At 57.5% G+C, this 16,679-nt stretch carries 15 protein-coding genes; 13 read left to right on the top strand and 2 right to left on the bottom strand.

All coding sequences use genetic code 11. From position 1 onward, the window contains the following. Positions 1–86 precede the first annotated feature (86 nt). The 7 genes from NK55_RS06285 to NK55_RS06255 all read left to right on the top strand — a co-directional run bounded on the left by NK55_RS06285 (position 87) and on the right by NK55_RS06255 (position 6,122). Complete coding sequence (locus NK55_RS06285) at positions 87–413, top strand: resolvase (protein WP_225871741.1); 327 nt, start codon at positions 87–89, stop codon at positions 411–413. Positions 414–465: 52 nt separating this feature from the next. Beyond that, entirely contained in the window at positions 466–1,734 is a 1,269-nt protein-coding gene (gene hisS / locus NK55_RS06280) for a histidine--tRNA ligase (RefSeq protein ID WP_024124931.1), read from the top strand. Next, positions 1,731–2,426 (top strand): sirohydrochlorin chelatase, encoded by a 696-nt coding sequence (locus NK55_RS06275; RefSeq protein ID WP_024124930.1) that lies wholly within the window; start codon positions 1,731–1,733, stop codon positions 2,424–2,426. Before hisS ends, NK55_RS06275 begins: the two co-directional genes overlap by 4 nt. Then, positions 2,423–3,442 (top strand): polysaccharide pyruvyl transferase CsaB, encoded by a 1,020-nt coding sequence (csaB, locus tag NK55_RS06270; RefSeq protein ID WP_024124929.1) that lies wholly within the window; start codon positions 2,423–2,425, stop codon positions 3,440–3,442. Before NK55_RS06275 ends, csaB begins: the two co-directional genes overlap by 4 nt. Before the next feature lie 63 nt (positions 3,443–3,505). Further along, positions 3,506–4,075: a hypothetical protein gene (locus NK55_RS06265; RefSeq protein ID WP_024124928.1), complete on the top strand. Its 570-nt coding sequence runs from the start codon at positions 3,506–3,508 to the stop codon at positions 4,073–4,075. Positions 4,076–4,227: 152 nt separating this feature from the next. Next, entirely contained in the window at positions 4,228–5,151 is a 924-nt protein-coding gene (locus tag NK55_RS06260) for a heme A synthase (protein WP_024124927.1), read from the top strand. 17 nt (positions 5,152–5,168) lie between these two features. Next, the gene (locus NK55_RS06255) at positions 5,169–6,122 is read left to right on the top strand and encodes a heme o synthase (RefSeq protein WP_024124926.1); all 954 of its coding nucleotides are present in this window, start codon (positions 5,169–5,171) and stop codon (positions 6,120–6,122) included. Positions 6,123–6,127: 5 nt separating this feature from the next. Here NK55_RS06255 and NK55_RS06250 read toward each other — a convergent pair whose 3' ends face one another. Beyond that, complete coding sequence (locus NK55_RS06250; protein WP_024124925.1) at positions 6,128–7,018, bottom strand: alpha/beta fold hydrolase; 891 nt, start codon at positions 7,016–7,018, stop codon at positions 6,128–6,130. Between the two features lie 67 nt (positions 7,019–7,085). On the opposite strand from NK55_RS06250, the gene NK55_RS06245 reads away from it, so the two are divergent. Then, entirely contained in the window at positions 7,086–7,862 is a 777-nt protein-coding gene (locus NK55_RS06245; RefSeq protein WP_024124924.1) for an SDR family oxidoreductase, read from the top strand. On the opposite strand, the gene NK55_RS06240 is transcribed toward NK55_RS06245, so the two are convergent. Beyond that, positions 7,830–9,236 carry a type II CAAX prenyl endopeptidase Rce1 family protein gene (locus tag NK55_RS06240; protein ID WP_024124923.1) on the bottom strand — a complete coding sequence of 469 codons (1,407 nt, stop codon included), beginning with the start codon at positions 9,234–9,236 and terminating at the stop codon, positions 7,830–7,832. The genes NK55_RS06245 and NK55_RS06240 overlap by 33 nt on opposite strands. Positions 9,237–9,396: 160 nt before the next feature. Here NK55_RS06240 and NK55_RS06235 point away from each other — a divergent pair, with 160 nt between their 5' ends. Genes NK55_RS06235 through NK55_RS06215 form a run of 5 tightly spaced genes read left to right on the top strand, consistent with a single transcriptional unit; the run spans position 9,397 to position 16,578 of the window. Beyond that, entirely contained in the window at positions 9,397–12,198 is a 2,802-nt protein-coding gene (locus tag NK55_RS06235; protein ID WP_024124922.1) for a site-specific DNA-methyltransferase, read from the top strand. Between the two features lie 10 nt (positions 12,199–12,208). Continuing rightward, a complete protein-coding gene (locus NK55_RS06230; RefSeq protein WP_024124921.1) occupies positions 12,209–12,979 on the top strand; it encodes a TIGR04255 family protein in 771 nt (256 codons plus the stop codon). Next, positions 12,976–13,347 carry a hypothetical protein gene (locus NK55_RS06225; protein WP_024124920.1) on the top strand — a complete coding sequence of 124 codons (372 nt, stop codon included), beginning with the start codon at positions 12,976–12,978 and terminating at the stop codon, positions 13,345–13,347. The genes NK55_RS06230 and NK55_RS06225 overlap by 4 nt, the downstream gene beginning before the upstream one ends. Next, positions 13,328–13,732 (top strand): PIN domain-containing protein, encoded by a 405-nt coding sequence (locus tag NK55_RS06220; protein WP_024124919.1) that lies wholly within the window; start codon positions 13,328–13,330, stop codon positions 13,730–13,732. Before NK55_RS06225 ends, NK55_RS06220 begins: the two co-directional genes overlap by 20 nt. A gap of 8 nt (positions 13,733–13,740) precedes the next feature. After that, the gene (locus tag NK55_RS06215) at positions 13,741–16,578 is read left to right on the top strand and encodes a BPTD_3080 family restriction endonuclease (protein WP_024124918.1); all 2,838 of its coding nucleotides are present in this window, start codon (positions 13,741–13,743) and stop codon (positions 16,576–16,578) included. Positions 16,579–16,679: the final 101 nt, after the last annotated feature.

Genomic DNA, 16,679 nt, shown 5'->3' with positions numbered 1-16,679 from the left:
TACAGTAAAATAAGTTTGATAGTAACATTGCCGTCTGACCGTCCTCGATGCAGCGTTCTTTCTATCCGGTAGGGGGGGATGAGTTAATGACCATTGATCAGGTGCAGCAAACTCTCCGCCGCTCCCGTGCCTCTATTTACCGTTATGTGAACACTAGTCATGAAACAATTAATCCCCCCTTTGATCCCCAGCGTCTCAATCCAGAGCATCGCCAGAGCCGTCGTCAACCGCTGCTGTTTCACCCCAATGAAGTGGCTCGCTTTGCCCGTGATGTGATGGGGATTACTACCCTCCAAGTGGAATTAAAAACAATCCCCCCTCATCCCACCGACAATCTCCTCAAGGAAATTCTTGGGGAATTAAAGCACATTCGCGAGGTTTTAGAGCGGGTGGAGAAGTTACTAGGAAGCTAGGCAGGTATAAGCAGGTATAATGACGTCTGTTTCATTTGCGCATTGACCACACATGGGTTTGCAAGCACCACGGGGAACTCGCGATATTTTGCCCGCTGAGCGGGTCTATTGGCAGTATTTAGAAACCATTGCTCGGCAAATTTTAGATCGCGCTGCCTACCGTGAAATTTGCACTCCGATTTTTGAGCAAACCCATCTGTTTGAGCGGGGCATTGGTGAGGCCACCGATATTGTCAGTAAGGAGATGTACACCTTTAGCGATCGCGCTCAACGGTCGCTGACGCTGCGGCCAGAGGGCACGGCGGGGGTGGTTCGCGCCTATATTGAGCATGGCCTCCACAGCCAAGGGGGTGTGCAACGTCTGTGGTACCTAGGGCCAATGTTTCGCTATGAGCGGCCGCAATCCGGTCGCTACCGCCAGTTTCACCAGTTGGGGGTGGAAGTTTTAGGGAGTGCCGATCCCCGTGCCGATGCCGAAGTTATTGCGGTGGCCTTGGATATTTTGCAGGCTCTGGGACTAAAGGAGTTAACCCTGATGCTCAACTCCGTGGGCGATCGCGAGGATCGCAGTGCCTATCGCCAAGCCTTGGTGGATTACCTCACCCCCTACAAAGGAGAGTTAGACCCCGATTCCCAAGAACGCCTCCACCGCAATCCCCTCCGGATTCTGGATAGCAAAGACCCCCGCACCCAAGCCATTGTCAAGGAAGCGCCGCGGCTTTTGGACTATCTGAGTGCGCGATCGCGCGCCCATTTTGAGCAAGTCCAATCCCTCCTGCAGGCTCTGGGCATTGCCTACCAAATTAACCCTGCCCTTGTGCGTGGTCTCGATTACTATACCCACACCGCCTTTGAATTTCAGGAGGTGAGCTTAGGGAATGAGGGAACTGTCTGTGGCGGTGGCCGCTACGATCACCTTGTGGAGGAACTGGGTGGCCCACCCACCCCGGCAATTGGTTGGGCCATGGGACTGGAACGGCTGATTTTACTTTTGCGCGATCGCCCTCTGCCACCGCGCAATCAGCCCTACCTCTATATGGTGACCCGTGGCGAAGCTGCTGAACGTCAAGGCCTGATCTTGGCCCAGCAACTGCGGCATCAAGGCTATACCGTAGAAGTAGATCTCAGCGGTAGTGCCTTTGGCAAGCAGGTGAAACGCGCCGATCGCGTAGGTGCCACGGTGTGTCTAGTCATTGGCGAAAGTGAAGCGACGGATCGCACTGTGCAAGTGAAGTGGTTGGCTTCTGGAGAGCAGGTTTTGGTGCCGCAACAGGAACTCTTGAGCGAAAACTGGCGATCGCGCTTCCTTGCTTCCCCATGATGGCTTACTTTCTCATTAGCCACGGCAGTCCTGCCCTGGAGCCGCAGCAAGCGATGGCATTCCTGTGCCAGCAACTCACCCCTCTTGGCATCCTCAGTTGGGGAACCCTTGAAGGAGCACCACTGCCGGCGCAGATTCGCCAATTCAGTCAGCAGGCACAAGCTCAGGGGGCTAAGGGGATGGTGATCCTACCCCTCTTTCTATTGCCGGGCAACCATGTGGTGGTGGATCTACCGCGGGCGATCGCGGCCGCCGAGCCGGTGCTTCCCATTCAATTACTCCCCTTCTTGGGGGGACAGCCGCTCTTTCAAGCATGGTTAAAACGGGCGATTGCCGATGAAGTTGCCCATATTCTCCTTGGCCATGGCAGCCGTCGGCCTGAAGTCCTCCCTTGGTTTGAGGAACTGTGTCAGACCTGTGGTGTGCATCCAGCCCTGCTGACCCAAACGGGAAGTTTAGACCATGCCATTGAGGCGCGGATGGCTCAGGGGTATACCAGTAGCAAAATTTATGGCTACTTTCTTTTTGGTGGCAAAACCCTTGATCAGGTGCACAGCCAACTCACCCTGCTGCAGGTCAGGTATCCCCACCACGGCGTTTCCTTGGTGCCGGCCATTCAACCCAGCTCCTCCTTCATCAATGTTCTTCAACAGATTCTTCAGGCAGCGCCGCTCGTGGAGCCTGTTGTATGAGTCAAGTCTTTCTCTGTGGTTACTACGGCTATGGGAATACCGGCGATGAGGCGCTGTTGGCAACGCTCCTCGAACAGTTGCCCCGCCACGTTTCACCGGTCGTCCTCAGCGGCAATCCTAGGGCCACGGCAGACCGCTATGGTGTTGCCACCTGCGATCGCCGGCAGTGGCAAACGGTGCTGCGTACTCTGCAACAGAGCCACGCCTTTATTTGGGGTGGAGGAAGTCTGATTCAGGATGTGACGAGTTGGCGCAGTCCTCTCTATTACCTTGGCTTGATGACCCTGGCGCAGCGGTTTGGCTGTCGCACCATTGCTTGGGCACAGGGGATTGGACCGCTGCGATCGCCCCTCTATCGCTGGTGGACTCGGGAACTGCTCCGCCGTTGTGTGGCCGTTACGGTGCGAGATTCCGGGTCGGCAGCCCTCCTGCGGCAGTGGGGTATTCCCCATCAACAGGGAGCCGATCCCGTATGGCTGATGCCGGCGCGTCCTGGGTTGCCCCCCCAGGATAGGGCGCCCATTGCTGTGTGTTTGCGTCCCCATCGGCACCTCACGAGCGATCGCTGGCAGCTTCTCAAAATGGCCTTGCGGCGGTGGCAGGAAGAGACGGGTGTGCTGCTTTTGCTATTGCCCTTTCAGCGCCAACAGGATTTGCCCTTGGCTGAGGATCTCTATGGGGCACTGCTGCCCGATCAGACCCAACTGATCTCCTGCGAGGATCCCCGCGAGATGAAGGGAGTTTTAGCGGCAACGGCGGGGGCGATCGCCATGCGTCTCCATGCGCTGATTATGGCCGCCAGTGTCGGCTGTCGCTGCTTTGCCCTCAGCTACGATCCCAAGGTCCGCTACCTCATGGCCGATACGGGTATGGCTGGGGTTGAACTGGCAGCCTTGCCCCCTGACCCCACTGCCTTGATCCACCAATGGCAACACACCTTCTCTGCCCCCGTGCCCAGCTATCAAGCCTACCTGCAGTCGGCTGCCGTTCACAAGGCGGTGTTGAATCTCCTCTAGGCCAGCCCCTCGGCAAGGATAGGATAAGATTAACTCGATGCGTCGTTTTGTTGCGGCACCCCCATGAGCGAATTTCACCGCCGCTATCCCACCGGCAGCATTGTCAGTGATTTATTGCAAATTCATGACGGCCTCTTTATTGTCAAAACGACCCTCCGAGTGGGGGACACTATTCTCGCTACAGGGATGGCGGCGGCACCAACCCTTGAACAGGCGGAAGATACTGCTCGCCAGCGTGCTCTGCAACTCTTGGGTATTCACCTCCCTGTGCAAACGGCAGCGGAACTGATTCCCCGTGTCCCACCAGCCCTAGAGGCAGCTTCTTGGTCAGAGGCCAGCAATACTGATCTGTTCCTAGAACCCACCCCTTCTGCCAATCCTCGCCGCAGCCAACCAACCGTGAAACCGGCCAGCGAGAAGCCCCTCACCAAGCGCGAACCCGTGGATCTGGCGGATGAAATTGCCCAAACCACTGTGGAAATGAAGCGCTTGGGATGGACCGAAGCCCAAGGCCGTGCCTGTTTACTGCAACGCTATGGCAAGCGATCGCGCCAGCAATTGAGCGATGAAGAACTCTTGGATTTTCTCCACTTCTTGCAACAACAACCCAGTCCTGGGGAGTCGTCCTTTTAGGCCATCTAAAATTAGGAAATTAGGCAACAAAATGCAAGAAAAATTTATACTCTAGCGAAAACTTAAAGAAAAGCTATAGATTTTCACGGCAGCCGTGATCCCCCCCTTAGCTTCTTTACCATGAAGGAGTTGTTGCTGTCGAGGAAAAATCCGTGCTGGGTCCCTTTGATGTCTCACCCTTGACCCTAGGCAGTGATCCGAGTGTCCGTCGCCAGTGGATTTTTCACCTCGTGTTGCTGATGACGGTCTTTACCCTCTTTTTGATGGCGGTGGGCAGTGCCACACGGGTGATGGATGCCGGTTTAGCCTGTCCCGATTGGCCCTTGTGCTTTGGTACGCTGGTGCCGCAAATGGATTTGCAGATTTTCCTAGAGTGGTTTCACCGCCTGTTGGCCACCAGCTTAGGGCTGCTGGCGATCGCCTTTGTTGGCTTGAGCGTGGCTTGGCGGCAGGCCCTGCCTCCTTGGGTTCCCTACGCTGCGGCGGCGGCACTGTGCCTGGTGATTTTGCAGGGGATTTTGGGGGGGCTAACGGTCACGGAGTTGCTGCGCTTTGAAATTGTCACGGCTCACTTGGGCACAGGACTACTCTTCTTTTGCCTTTTGGTAGCAATCACCGTTGGCTTGGCTCCCTTTAGCGGTAGGGGTAGCGCCCGTTGGTTGCGACTTACAGGACCGATCGCCCTGCTATGGGTCTATGGCCAGAGTTTGTTGGGGGGCTTGGTGTCTTCGCAGTGGGCGGTTCATCAGTGCCTCTATGGCGATCGCCTGTGTGGGGTGCTCCATAGTCATCTGTTGGGGGTTGTCCCAGCCACCTTGGGGGTTTTGGCAGTTGTCATGGTGGCCTGGCGCAGCCCCGCCTTAACTTCTCCGTTGCGGCAATTGAGTTTCTCGCTCCTGCCGTTGGTGGCGCTGCAAGTGGCCTTGGGGTGGAGCACTCTCCAACTAAAGCTACAGGTTCCGGCTCTCACCGTTGCCCATCAAATGATTGGCGCCACCCTCTTGGGGGTGTTGGTGGCTATTTCAGCCTTGGCGTGGCGCGATCGCCCACCCTATTTTCTGAAACGGGAATCTTAAACATCTCTGAGGTCTGCATGACATTTCTCGCTAGGCTTTCCTCCTCAACGGGGGATCTCTCGACAAAATTGGTGGACTATGTCCAGCTCACAAAACCGCGGTTAATCCTGCTCTTTTTAATTACCACTGCAGCAGCAATGGAGGTGGCCGGTCAAGGTCGGGTGGCTCCCCAATTGCTACTCATCACCCTTGTGAGCGGTACCTGTGCGGCGGCGGCAGCCAATACCATCAACTGTCTCTATGACCGTGATATTGATGCAATGATGGAGCGGACGCGCCATCGGCCTTTGCCGGCAGGGCGGGTGGCCCCTTGGGAAGCGGTGTTTCTGGCGGTACTGCTGGCAACCACGGCCTTTGGTCTTTTGGCAGTATTTGCCAATCTCCTGAGTGCTTGCCTTGCCATGGCCGGAATTGCGGTCTATGTGGGGGTCTATACCCACTGGCTGAAGCGGTCTTCGCCGCAAAATATCGTGATTGGCGGTGCGGCCGGGGCGATTCCCCCCTTGGTGGGTTGGGCAGCGGTGACGGGAGAACTGAGTTGGGCGGCCTGGGTCCTGTTTGCCATTGTCTTTATCTGGACACCGCCCCATTTTTGGCCGCTGGCGATGTTGATTCAAGAGGACTATGCCCGTGTGCAGGTGCCCATGTTGCCAGTGGTGGGGGGCGATCGCCTGACGGCACAGCAAATTTTCCTCTACACCTTGGCACTGGTGCCCACCAGTTTGCTGTTAGTTTATCCCTGTGGTGTGGTGAGTTGGGGCTATGGTCTGGGGGCGATCGCCCTTGGCAGTTGGTTTATTTACGGCGCGTGGCAGTTGACCCAAGCCCCAGAGGATAGGGAACGCGCCCGTAGTCTCTTTAAGTTTTCCATCCTGTATATGATGCTGCTGTGTGCTGCCATGGTGGGCGATCGCCTACTGCTGCCGCCCTTATCAGCCAGTCTGAATGCCCTTGGGGGTCTGTTGAGGTGACTCAGCTAGCCTTGAGTCAACTGTTGCAGCCACCCAATTAAAATTGGGTTGACAAGTTCAGGGCGATCGTCATGGGGGCAGTGGCCAGTATTGGGCAACCGCTCAATGCGGATGGCTAAGCGGTCTTGGTGAGCCTCAAAGTGCTTTGTCCCCGACACGGGGGTCCAAGGATCCACTTCCCCCCACAGCACTAGAATTGGCACTTGAATGTGGGGGAGCAAATCAACAATTTTGGGGCCAGGGGGTGCCGAAATGACGCGGGCAAAGACCTCTTTAGCACCGGTATCCATGGCCGGCCGGTGCAACAGCTCCACCAATTCATCGGTGATGGCTTCGGGATTGGCATAGACTTGGGTCAGGGTTTTGCGGATGCGCTCTGGCTGTCGAATCTGATGGAAAATGAGATGACCAATGATCGGGGAGGCCACCAATGCCCGAAAAATTGCTGTAAACAGACTCTGTGCCCAGTTGAGTTCATTGGGACGGTGGTTGAGTCCGCCGGCACAGTTGAGAACACTGACCCCACGGCAGGTGTGGCCATAGCGGGCGGCCATCATTAAACACAACAGACCCCCAATGGAGTTGCCGACCCAAACCACCGGTTCCCCAATATGGGCTTGCCAAAAATCCGCCAGTAGCTCTGCCCACAGATCCAAGCTGTAGGTTAAATCTGGCTTTGCCGATGCACCAAAGCCCAGTAAATCAAGGGCATAGACACGGTAGCCTGCGGCAGTGAGGGCGGGGATATTTTTGCGCCAGTGACCAATGGAGGCACCAAACCCATGAACCAAGACCACTGGGGCACCACTGCCATTGACGCTGTAGCGAATGCGATGGCCGCGCCAAGTCCAGTCTGCGGTGGGAAAAGCTGCTGTGGCGGAGAGCGTCGAGGTCATTTTGCCCAGTCCCTTCCTGCAAAGTGTATTACTCTTAAGATAGCGATCTTTACGTTTCGTAACAATTATGACAACGGTACTGATTACGGGGGCAACGGGGGGATTGGGGCAGGCCTTTGCCCAAGCCTTTGCCGATCGCCAGCACCATTTGATCCTGACGGGGCGTTCTCGCGACGCCCTAGAGGCCCTCAAGACGCGCCTGAGCCAAAAGGTATCGGTGCTGTGTATTCCCCAAGATCTGAGTGAGCCCGGTGCTGCCTGCCGCCTCTATGGACAGATTCAATCCTTGGGATTGGCCGTGGATGTGCTGGTCAATAATGCTGGTTTTGGCGATTATGGAGCCTTTGGCGATCGCGATCGCCAGCAATTGACGGCCATGCTCCAAGTGAACATCACAGCCCTGGTGGAACTCACCCATCTCGTGCTCCAGGAAATGCGCCCCCGCCGTCAAGGAACCATCATTAATGTCAGCTCCATTGCCGCCTTTCAGCCCCTTCCCTACCTTGCCGTCTATGCTGCCACTAAAGCCTTTGTCCGCCACTTTAGCGAAGCCCTCTGGGCAGAAGTCAAACCCTGGGGTATTCGGGTTTTGGCCGTCTGTCCCGGACCCACTGCCACCAACTTCTTTGAGCGCGCCGATATGACCCGCAACCCTGCTCTCATTGCCCAGCAGGATAGGCCCGAACAGGTCGTTGCCGAAACCCTTGCTGCCTTGCAAACCGATGGGGCAACGGTCATTCCCGGTCAGCCCGCCAATCGCTTCCTTGCCCTTGCCGGACGGTTGGTGCCCCGCCAGTGGTTGGTGCAGCAGTTAGAACCCCGCTTCCGTCCCCCCGCTCAATAGGAGCAAGCCTAAAAAGGAGCCACTGTTCCAGATGCTGTGGAGAATCATTGCCGCACCAATGTTTTGCGATCGCCAGTAGATGTAGCTGAGCACTGTTCCCAAAACCGTCAGGGGCAAGAGGTCGGCTAAATTGAGGTGGGCAATCGCAAACAACACCCCAGTGAGGCCCATGGCTGTGCCTAGGGGGAGATAGGATTGCACAGAACGAAAGAAAAAGCCCCGAAAGAGAATCTCCTCAAAGAAGGGCGCCATCAGTGCCACCATGACATAGAGCAGAGCAAAGGTTGGATAGTCACGGCTCTGCAAAATAATCTCCAGCAGCGGATTTCCCCCCCCTTGATTTTTGAGGAGGGCTTGACTGGCGAGTGAACTCAACAGCACTAGGGGAAGCGCGGCAAAATAGCCACCTACCCCCCAACGCAGCGCTCTCCCTAACCCTCCCTGCCAGCGTAGCCATTGCCAAGGGCGCTTGCCAAAGGGACGCAGGAAATACCAGAGCCAGCCCAAGCCTGCCGCCGTGATGATGCTGTAACTGGCCAATGCATAGAGGGTTTGAGCCATAGCGGAACGCAGCGGCAGCCCCTGACTGATCAGGGTGCGCACCAAGGGCATCAGCATCAGGCTAATGGCAAAAAAGAGGGCAAACCAGATCACCATGCCTTCCCAGAGGGTTTCCCAGCTCCATGTGACGGGGGTTAGGGATGGGAGGGGATTTCCTTGGTGGCGGCGGCGCAGGTGTTGATAGATCCAGACAATCCAGAGAACCATCCCAATCAAACTTCCTAGCAATGGCGTCGCGCCAAGGAGGGCAAGGCGATAGAAGGCCGCTTTGGCGCGGTTTTGTTCGGCACTGGCCAGGGCCATCAGGGCATCGGAGCGCTGTTGCAGTTCGTAGAGGCGTTCGAGGGCGCGATCGCGAAACCAGCCGTGGAGGGTATTTTTAATCAATGGTTCCGCCTCTGGGAGCAGTTGCGGTGGCTCTGACCACAGGCTGAGGAGTACTTCTGCTGTACTGCGGGTTGCCCCTTGACCCTCTTGGATCAGGAATCGCCAGGTTTTCAGGGCGCGATCGCCCTGCCCAGTTTCAGCATAGAGCAGTCCTAATTGCAGACGCAGCGGTTGGTTTTGCGGTGTGGGGGTCTGCAGCACCCTTTCATAGGCTTTGATCGCTCCTTGTAGATCGCCGAGGAGGCGATCGCCAACGTCAGCATCCCCTAGCCCCTGCCATTCGCGGGCTTGCAGTGACAAATTAGTTTGAGACAGGTTGATTTGCCCTTGGGTTTGAGGCTCCAAATAGCTGCCTAGCAAGGACACCGTAATCAGGGCAGCCACCACAACACTGAGGGCGGCAAGCACCAACCGCTTGAAAGACATAGGGCAACGCTGACAAGGGACTTCCCAAAACCTTAGCCGAAAGTCAGCCAGCGGATCAATTGAGGGAGGGGGTCAGAGCCACAACAGGGGTAGAATCGCGGCACAGCCTTTATAGTTCCATGTACAATTTTCTCAAAATACTACTGGCCTGTTCCCCGATATGCCGCGCAAAAAACAGTCCTCCAGCCGCCCCATCGCATCCTACGAGCATCGCGACAAAGAGCGCCTGAACAACCCGCTGGTTGGACTCGTGACGCCAGAGACCGACCCGGACGCCGGGCAGAAGAAAAAGCGCTACGCCTACGACCCGCACCTGGACCCGCAACTGGTCTGGGCGGGCAAGGCCGAGCACACCTCCTTCGAAGTGCCGACGGTATCGCTGCACGTCCACGAGCGCATCGAGCCGCGCACCATCATCGAGGCGGTGCGGAAAGACAGTGGTCAGTGGTCAGTGGCTAGTGGCCAGTTATCACTGTTCGAGGAAGAGAGAAAAGAGCCACTGCGGGAGGCTATCGAGTTCTACCAGCACCGCCACGGCTGGTCGAACCGCCTGATCGCCGGCGATTCGCTGCTCGTGATGAACTCGCTGCTGGAAAAGGAGGGCATGGCGGGCAAAGTGCAGATGATTTACATTGACCCGCCCTACGGCATCAAGTACGGCTCCAACTTCCAGCCCTTCGTCAACAAGCGCGACGTGAAGGACGGCAAGGACGAAGACCTGACCGCCGAGCCGGAGCAGATCCGGGCGTTTCGCGACACCTGGGAACTGGGCATCCACTCCTACCTCACTTACTTACGCGACCGGCTGCTGCTGGCGCGGGAACTCCTCACCGAGAGCGGCAGCATCTTCGTGCAAATAAGCGACGAGAACGTGCATCACGTGCGGGAGTTGATGGATGAGGTGTTTGGGGCGGGGAATTTCTGCGCGGTCATCGCATTCAAGAAGACCGTGGGCCAAACCAGCCAGTTGCTTGCAGCCACATACGACTTCGTGCTGTGGTATGCGAAGGATAGAGAGCGTGTGAAGTTTCGGCCCCTTTACAGACCTCGAACCGCAGCGGAGGATGCTGCGGCTTATCCCTATGCCGAAAGAGCAGACGGCAGTTACTATCGAATCAAAGAAGGTCAAATACCTGCAGCCGACCACAGGATTTTCGGTGCTGGCAACACTACTTCACAAACAGGTAGCGATACTTCGAGATTTGACTTTGACTTCGAGGGCAAGACGTACAAGCCGAGCGGGGCAGGGCGCGGCTGGACAACAAGTCTAGTGGGTCTTCAGCGGCTTGCTAGCATCGGGAGGCTTCTTGGAATAGGAAATACGCTGGTTTACAAACGTTACGCGACGGATTTTCCACATGTTCGCATTACGGCGACGTGGGAAGATACTGTTCAAAGCACGTTTGCAGTCGAAAAGCTTTATGTCGTCCAGACAGGCACGAAGGTCATCGAACGCTGCCTCCTGATGACCACCGACCCGGGCGACCTGGTCTTCGATCCCACCTGCGGCAGCGGCACGACGGCCTATGTGGCCGAGAAGTGGGGTCGGCGCTGGATCACCTGCGACACCTCGCGCGTGGCGCTCACGCTCGCCCGCCAGCGGCTGATGACCGCCGTCTTCGATTACTACGAACTGGCGCATCCCGAAGAGGGCGTGGGCAGCGGCTTCAAATACAAGACCGTGCCGCACGTCACGCTCAAGTCCATCGCCAACAACCCGGAGATCGATGGCATCCACGCGCGCTGGGCGAAGAGGTTGGAGGAGTTTTTAGTTTCGAGTTTCGAGTTTTTAGAGAGAGAGCGGGTGCAGCGGCATTTGGAAAAGGCAGAGTTTGGCCTGCTGGAGCAATACATCCGCGACGCCGCCAAAAGCGATCCCCAACTGGACACTAAAAACTCACAACTCAAAACTCTGCTCGCCCAACGGCGAGCAGACATTGACGCCGCCATCGCCCGGCACGCCCCGCAGGAGACGCTCTACGACCAGCCCTTCGTTGACCGCAAGAAGGTGCGCGTGACCGGGCCGTTCACGGTGGAGGCGGTGCCCGCTCCGGCGGTGAAATCGCCGGAGGAGATTCTCGAAGACAAACCGCAACCCGCCGACACCTCCATCGCCCGTTCCGGCGAGACGCTGCGCCAGGCCGAATGGCGCGATGAACTCTTGCGCACCGGCATTCGCGGCAAGGCGGGGCAATACATCCGCTTCGCGCGGCTCGAACCCCTGCCCGGCTGCCGCTGGCTGCACGCGGATGGCGAGACGCGCCCGAGCGACGAGGGGGCCGACCGAGTCCGCGAGACGGCGCCCGCCTACGACCCGATGCGCGTGGTGGTCTCTTTCGGTCCCGAGCACGCACCGCTGGAACAGCGCCAGGTGGCGCACGCCATCGAGGAGGCGCAGACACTGGTGCCCAAGCCCAAGCTCATCGTCTTCGCCGCCTTCCAGTTCGACCCCGAGGCGGCCAAGGACATCGACGAGATGAAGCCGGAACTTGCCGGCATGCAGTTCTTGAAAGTGCAGATGAACGCCGACTTGCTCACCGAGGACCTCAAGAAGAAGCGCGCCAGCAACGAATCCTTCTGGCTCATCGGCCAGCCAGACGTGGAGGTGCGCAGGGAGAAAGACGGGAAGTATGTCGTCGAAGTGCACGGTTTCGACTACTACAACACCAAGACCGGCCAGATCGAATCAGGCGGCGCGGACAAGATCGCCGTCTGGATGCTGGATACCGACTACGACGGCCGCAGTCTCTATCCACGCCAGGTGTTCTTCCCGATGGCAGGCGAGAACGAGGGCTGGGCGAAGCTGGCGCGCAACCTCAAGGCCGAGATTGACGCGGAGCGCATCGAAGCCTACCGCGGCACGGTGTCGCTGCCCTTCGAGCCGGGCGAACACAAGCGCATCGCGGTCAAGATCGTGGACGACCGGGGGATTGAGAGTATGAAGGTGATGGAACTTTCATAGGAGATAAAACATGGCCAACAAGATACCGAACAAGATACCGAAAAAATTACGCAAAGAACCTCTGCTAGAAGCAGTGTGGGAAATCCGATTTACGGGTAGAAAACCATCTGTGGCCGAATTGCTTCCTGGACTTGTGTTCCAGGCTTTACCGAATAAGTACCCTAACATTGTCCGCCTTCCCTCTGCGGATATTCCGGCGCCCATAGTAGAACATGATCCCAAGCTCAGATACGTTCCCAAGATTCGTTTGGAGGGTGGGAACCAGGCGGTTCAGATAGGGGAACATGTCGTCTCTCTAAGCTGTCGCCGACCATATTCGGGATGGAAGACGTTCTCCAAAGGTATACGGACAGTAATCACAATTATCCGCGATACCGGGTTGATTGATCGGCTGGAGCGTTTCTCCTTGAAATACATTGATCTAATTGAGTTGAATCAGCCACCGAGTCTCAGTTGTCTGAATCTCGAAATCAAAATGGGGGGATATAAGATCGATACCCGACCGGTCCAACTCCGCACAGAGATCAAAGAAGGCGACATAATTCATATCATCCAGATCGTATCGCCGGCGGAGGCGTCCATTCCAGGCGAGCCCGGAAGATTGCTCGGAGTTCTGTTGGATATAGATTCCATCAGGACCATGAAAGAAAATGAGTCTTGGCCTGATGTCGAAAGTCACCTCGACGATGTCCATTTGTCGTCGAAGAAAATGTTTTTCGGCCTATTGACACCGGAGACAATAGCCAAGCTTGAACCTGAGTACGAGGAGGGGCAGTCATGAGCGCGACGTTGACGGAACGATTGAACAGCGACTGGGCTGCCAGGAAAACCTACGGAGTTCTTTCCCCGAAATACCTCGAGGAAGGGACTGACTATAGTCTTCCAACGGAAAAGTATCGCAGAGCCGATCCTTGGATCAACTTTGTGTTGTCTCTCCCTGAAGAAGACATGAGCTACCGAAGTACGGAAATCATATTTCCGGAAGTAACCGAAGTGTTTGTCCCACGTACCCCGTTAGGCAGGAAACTCCTGTCCCTGCGCATCCGAGCGATTGAGGCAGGTATGAAATTGTTAAGTGCCGATGAGGTGCTGGAAGAGGTAAAACGGAGGCGTGGAGAGCCTGAGGACGATGAAGCGGACGTACATTGATGCGAATGTCTTGATTGCCGCGTTTCAAGGCGAAGAGAATATCTCCCGCCGTGCCTTGGAAGTGTTGGACGATCCTAACCGCGAGTTGGTAGTCAGCGATTTTCTCCGACTGGAAGTACTGCCTAAGCCGAGATTTCATAAACGGGCCGAAGAAGTTGAGTTTATGAATGCTGTGCTCGAGAATGCAGCGGAAAATGTGCCTTGTGATCCCGATGTGACAGAGAAGGCGATAGAGCTTGCTTCCACCTACGATGTGGCACCGATGGACGCGCTTCATGCGGGGGCAGCGTTGGCGGCAAAAGTGGACGAGTTCGTAACAATGGAAAAGCCATCAAAGCCAATCTGCAAGATTAAGGGTATGAATGTTGTATCCCTTCACGTATAGCTAAGCCCATGACAAGCAAGACCACCATCGACCGCCTGATCGTCAACTCGCCCTACGAGGAGCCGAGTCGATATTGGCGCTACGACCGGGAAACGCGCACCTTCGATTTGGTCGAAGGGCGTCGTCCAGCCGGCTACGTCATGGCAACGCCGGGAGCCAAGTCTTTCGACGATCCCGGGATCTTCGTGGAAATCCCTCTGGTCAATCAGATCCGCCCCCGCGTCAAGGCCTGGCGCGAGGCGGGCTACCCGGGCGTGACCAGCATCACCAAGCGGCTGCTCGAACACTGGCGCGATCCGGAGGAGTTCGACACACGCCGCTTTTTCTTCTGCCAGTTGGAGGCGGTGGAAACGCTCATCTGGCTCACTGAAGCGCCCGCCGCCGAGCGCGTGGGGATCGAGATTCCTGGCGACGGCGGCGACTTTGTTCGCCAGTGTTGCAAGATGGCAACCGGCACGGGCAAGACCGTCGTGATGGCGATGGTCATCGCCTGGCAGATTCTCAACAAGGTCGCCAACCCGCAGGACGCCCGTTTCTCGAAAAACGTCCTGGTCATCGCCCCCGGACTGACGGTCAAAAAGCGGCTCGAGGTGCTTCTCCCCGCCGCCGAGGGCAACTACTACGAAGCCTTCGACATCGTCCCTTCCGCCCTGCTCGACAAGCTGCGGCAGGGGAAGGTGCTCGTGCGCAACTGGCACGCCCTGGCCTGGGAGAGCGAAGAGCAACTGAAAAAACGCAAGAGCGTGGACAAGCGCGGCGCGAAGAGCGACGAGGCGTACACCCGCGAGGTGCTGGGCGAGATGGCGAATGCGCGGAACATCCTGGTCATCAACGACGAGGCCCACCACGCTTGGCGAGTGAACTCGGAAGCAGAAGGCAAGTACCTGCGCCAACGTGACCTCAAGGACAGCGCCGAAGAAGCTACCGTCTGGATTGGCGGGCTGGACCGCCTCCACCGTTCCCGTGGCATTCTGAAATGCTACGACTTTTCGGCCACACCCTTCACGCCCTCGGGCAAGAAAAGCAGCGAGGAGGCGCTGTTCGGCTGGATCGTCAGCGACTTTGGCTTGAACGATGCCATCGAATCGGGGCTGGTCAAGACCCCGCGCGTGGTGGTGCGCGACGATGCGGTTCCGGACGCCAAGACCTACAAGTCGCGCCTTTATCACATCTACAACGACCCGGATGTGAAGGATGATCTCAACCGCAAGGCTGAGCCACACGAACCATTGCCCGACCTGGTCCTGAACGCCTACTACCTGCTGGGCTACGACTGGCGTGAGACATGGAAAGCCTGGCGGAAAGCCGGCCTAGCAACCCCACCAGTGATGATCACCGTCTGCAATCGCACCGAGACCGCTGCCCGGGTCAAGCACGCCTTCGATTCGCGGCGCATCCACATCGACGAACTGTGCGATCCCGACCGCATCCTACACATCGACTCGAAGGTGCTGGATGAGGCGGAGGCCCAGGAGGAACCCGCCGCGCCGGTGGAAGTGTCGGAAGAGACCAATAATGCGGAAGAGAAGGACGTTCCGGTCGAACACAAGCTAACCAAGGCAGAGCAGGCCGAACTCCTGCGGCAGACCGTGGACACAGTGGGCAAGGCGGGGCAGCCGGGCGAGAAGATTCAAAACGTCATCTCCGTCGGCATGCTCTCCGAAGGTTGGGACGCCAAGACGGTCACGCACATCATGGGGCTTCGAGCATTCACCTCACAGCTTCTGTGCGAGCAGGTGGTGGGCCGCGGCTTGCGGCGCACGTCTTACGAAGTGAATGCGCAAACGGGACTGTTCGAGCCCGAGTACGTCAACATCTTCGGCGTGCCCTTCACCTTCCTGCCGCACGAAAGCACCGAAAGCGGTCCGCCCCCGCCGTCCCTTCCCAAGACGCTCGTTCAGGTGGATCCGGCCAAAGCTGCTTATGAAATCCGCTGGCCGAATATCGTGCGCATCGAACACGTGCTTCAGCCCATCCTTTCTGTGGATTGGTCGCATCTGCCTCCGCTGGAACTGGACGCGGCGCAGACCGCCCAGGTCGCCGAACTGGCGCCGGTGCTCGAAGGCAAGCCGGATGTGACAAAGATTGACCGCATCGAACTGGAGCGCCTGGCCGGAGAATTCCGCACCCAGCGCATCATCTTCGAGACAGCACGCAGTGTCTTTGATCAGATGCAGGTCGCCTGGAAAGGTAGCCGCGACGTGCTGCTGGCCCAGTTGGTGCGGATCGTCGAGCAGTTCATTCGCTCCGACCGCATCGTCATCTCGCCGCCGCTCTTCTACCAGGACGAATTACGGCGTCGGCTGATCATCACGCTGAACATGTCGCGGGTCGTGCAGCATGTCGTCGCGGCGGTGCGGCAGAAGAACACCGAGCGGTTGACGCCGGTCTTCGACCGCGATCATCCCATCCGCTCCACCGGCGAGATGCGTACCTGGTACACGGGCAAGCCCTGCGCGCGCACCAGGAAGTCGCACATCAACGTCTGCGTGTACGACAGCACTTGGGAGGCGTCCGATGCCTTTGTGCTCGACGAAAGCGACCTGGTGGCCGCCTGGGTCAAGAACGACCACCTGGGCTTCGAGGTGCTCTACGTCTATCGCGGCGTGGTGCGGAAGTACCGGCCCGATTTTCTCGTGCGGCTCACAAATGGGGACCATCTGATTCTGGAAACCAAGGGCCAGGATACGGAGCAGGATAAAGCCAAACGTGATTACCTGGACGAATGGGTGCAAGCGGTGAACACACACGGCGGGTTTGGAGTTTGGCGTTGGGACGTGGCACAACACCCTGGCAAGATTCGGGACGTGCTCCTGCAAGGCCAGGAGGCGAGAACAGGAGGCTAACAAGGGTTGCAGCCGACGTTGCTTCGCTGCTCTTCGCGTGGATGTATTGGCGCTTTCGCAGCGCGCCGTACACCTGAGCGCCTAGATGGCGGGCGCTATTT

It is taken from the genome of Thermosynechococcus sp. NK55a (genome assembly GCF_000505665.1).
Taxonomy (GTDB): domain Bacteria; phylum Cyanobacteriota; class Cyanobacteriia; order Thermosynechococcales; family Thermosynechococcaceae; genus Thermosynechococcus.
Note: the sequence above shows the minus strand (reverse complement) of the source record. Positions and strands in the feature narration are given on the sequence as shown.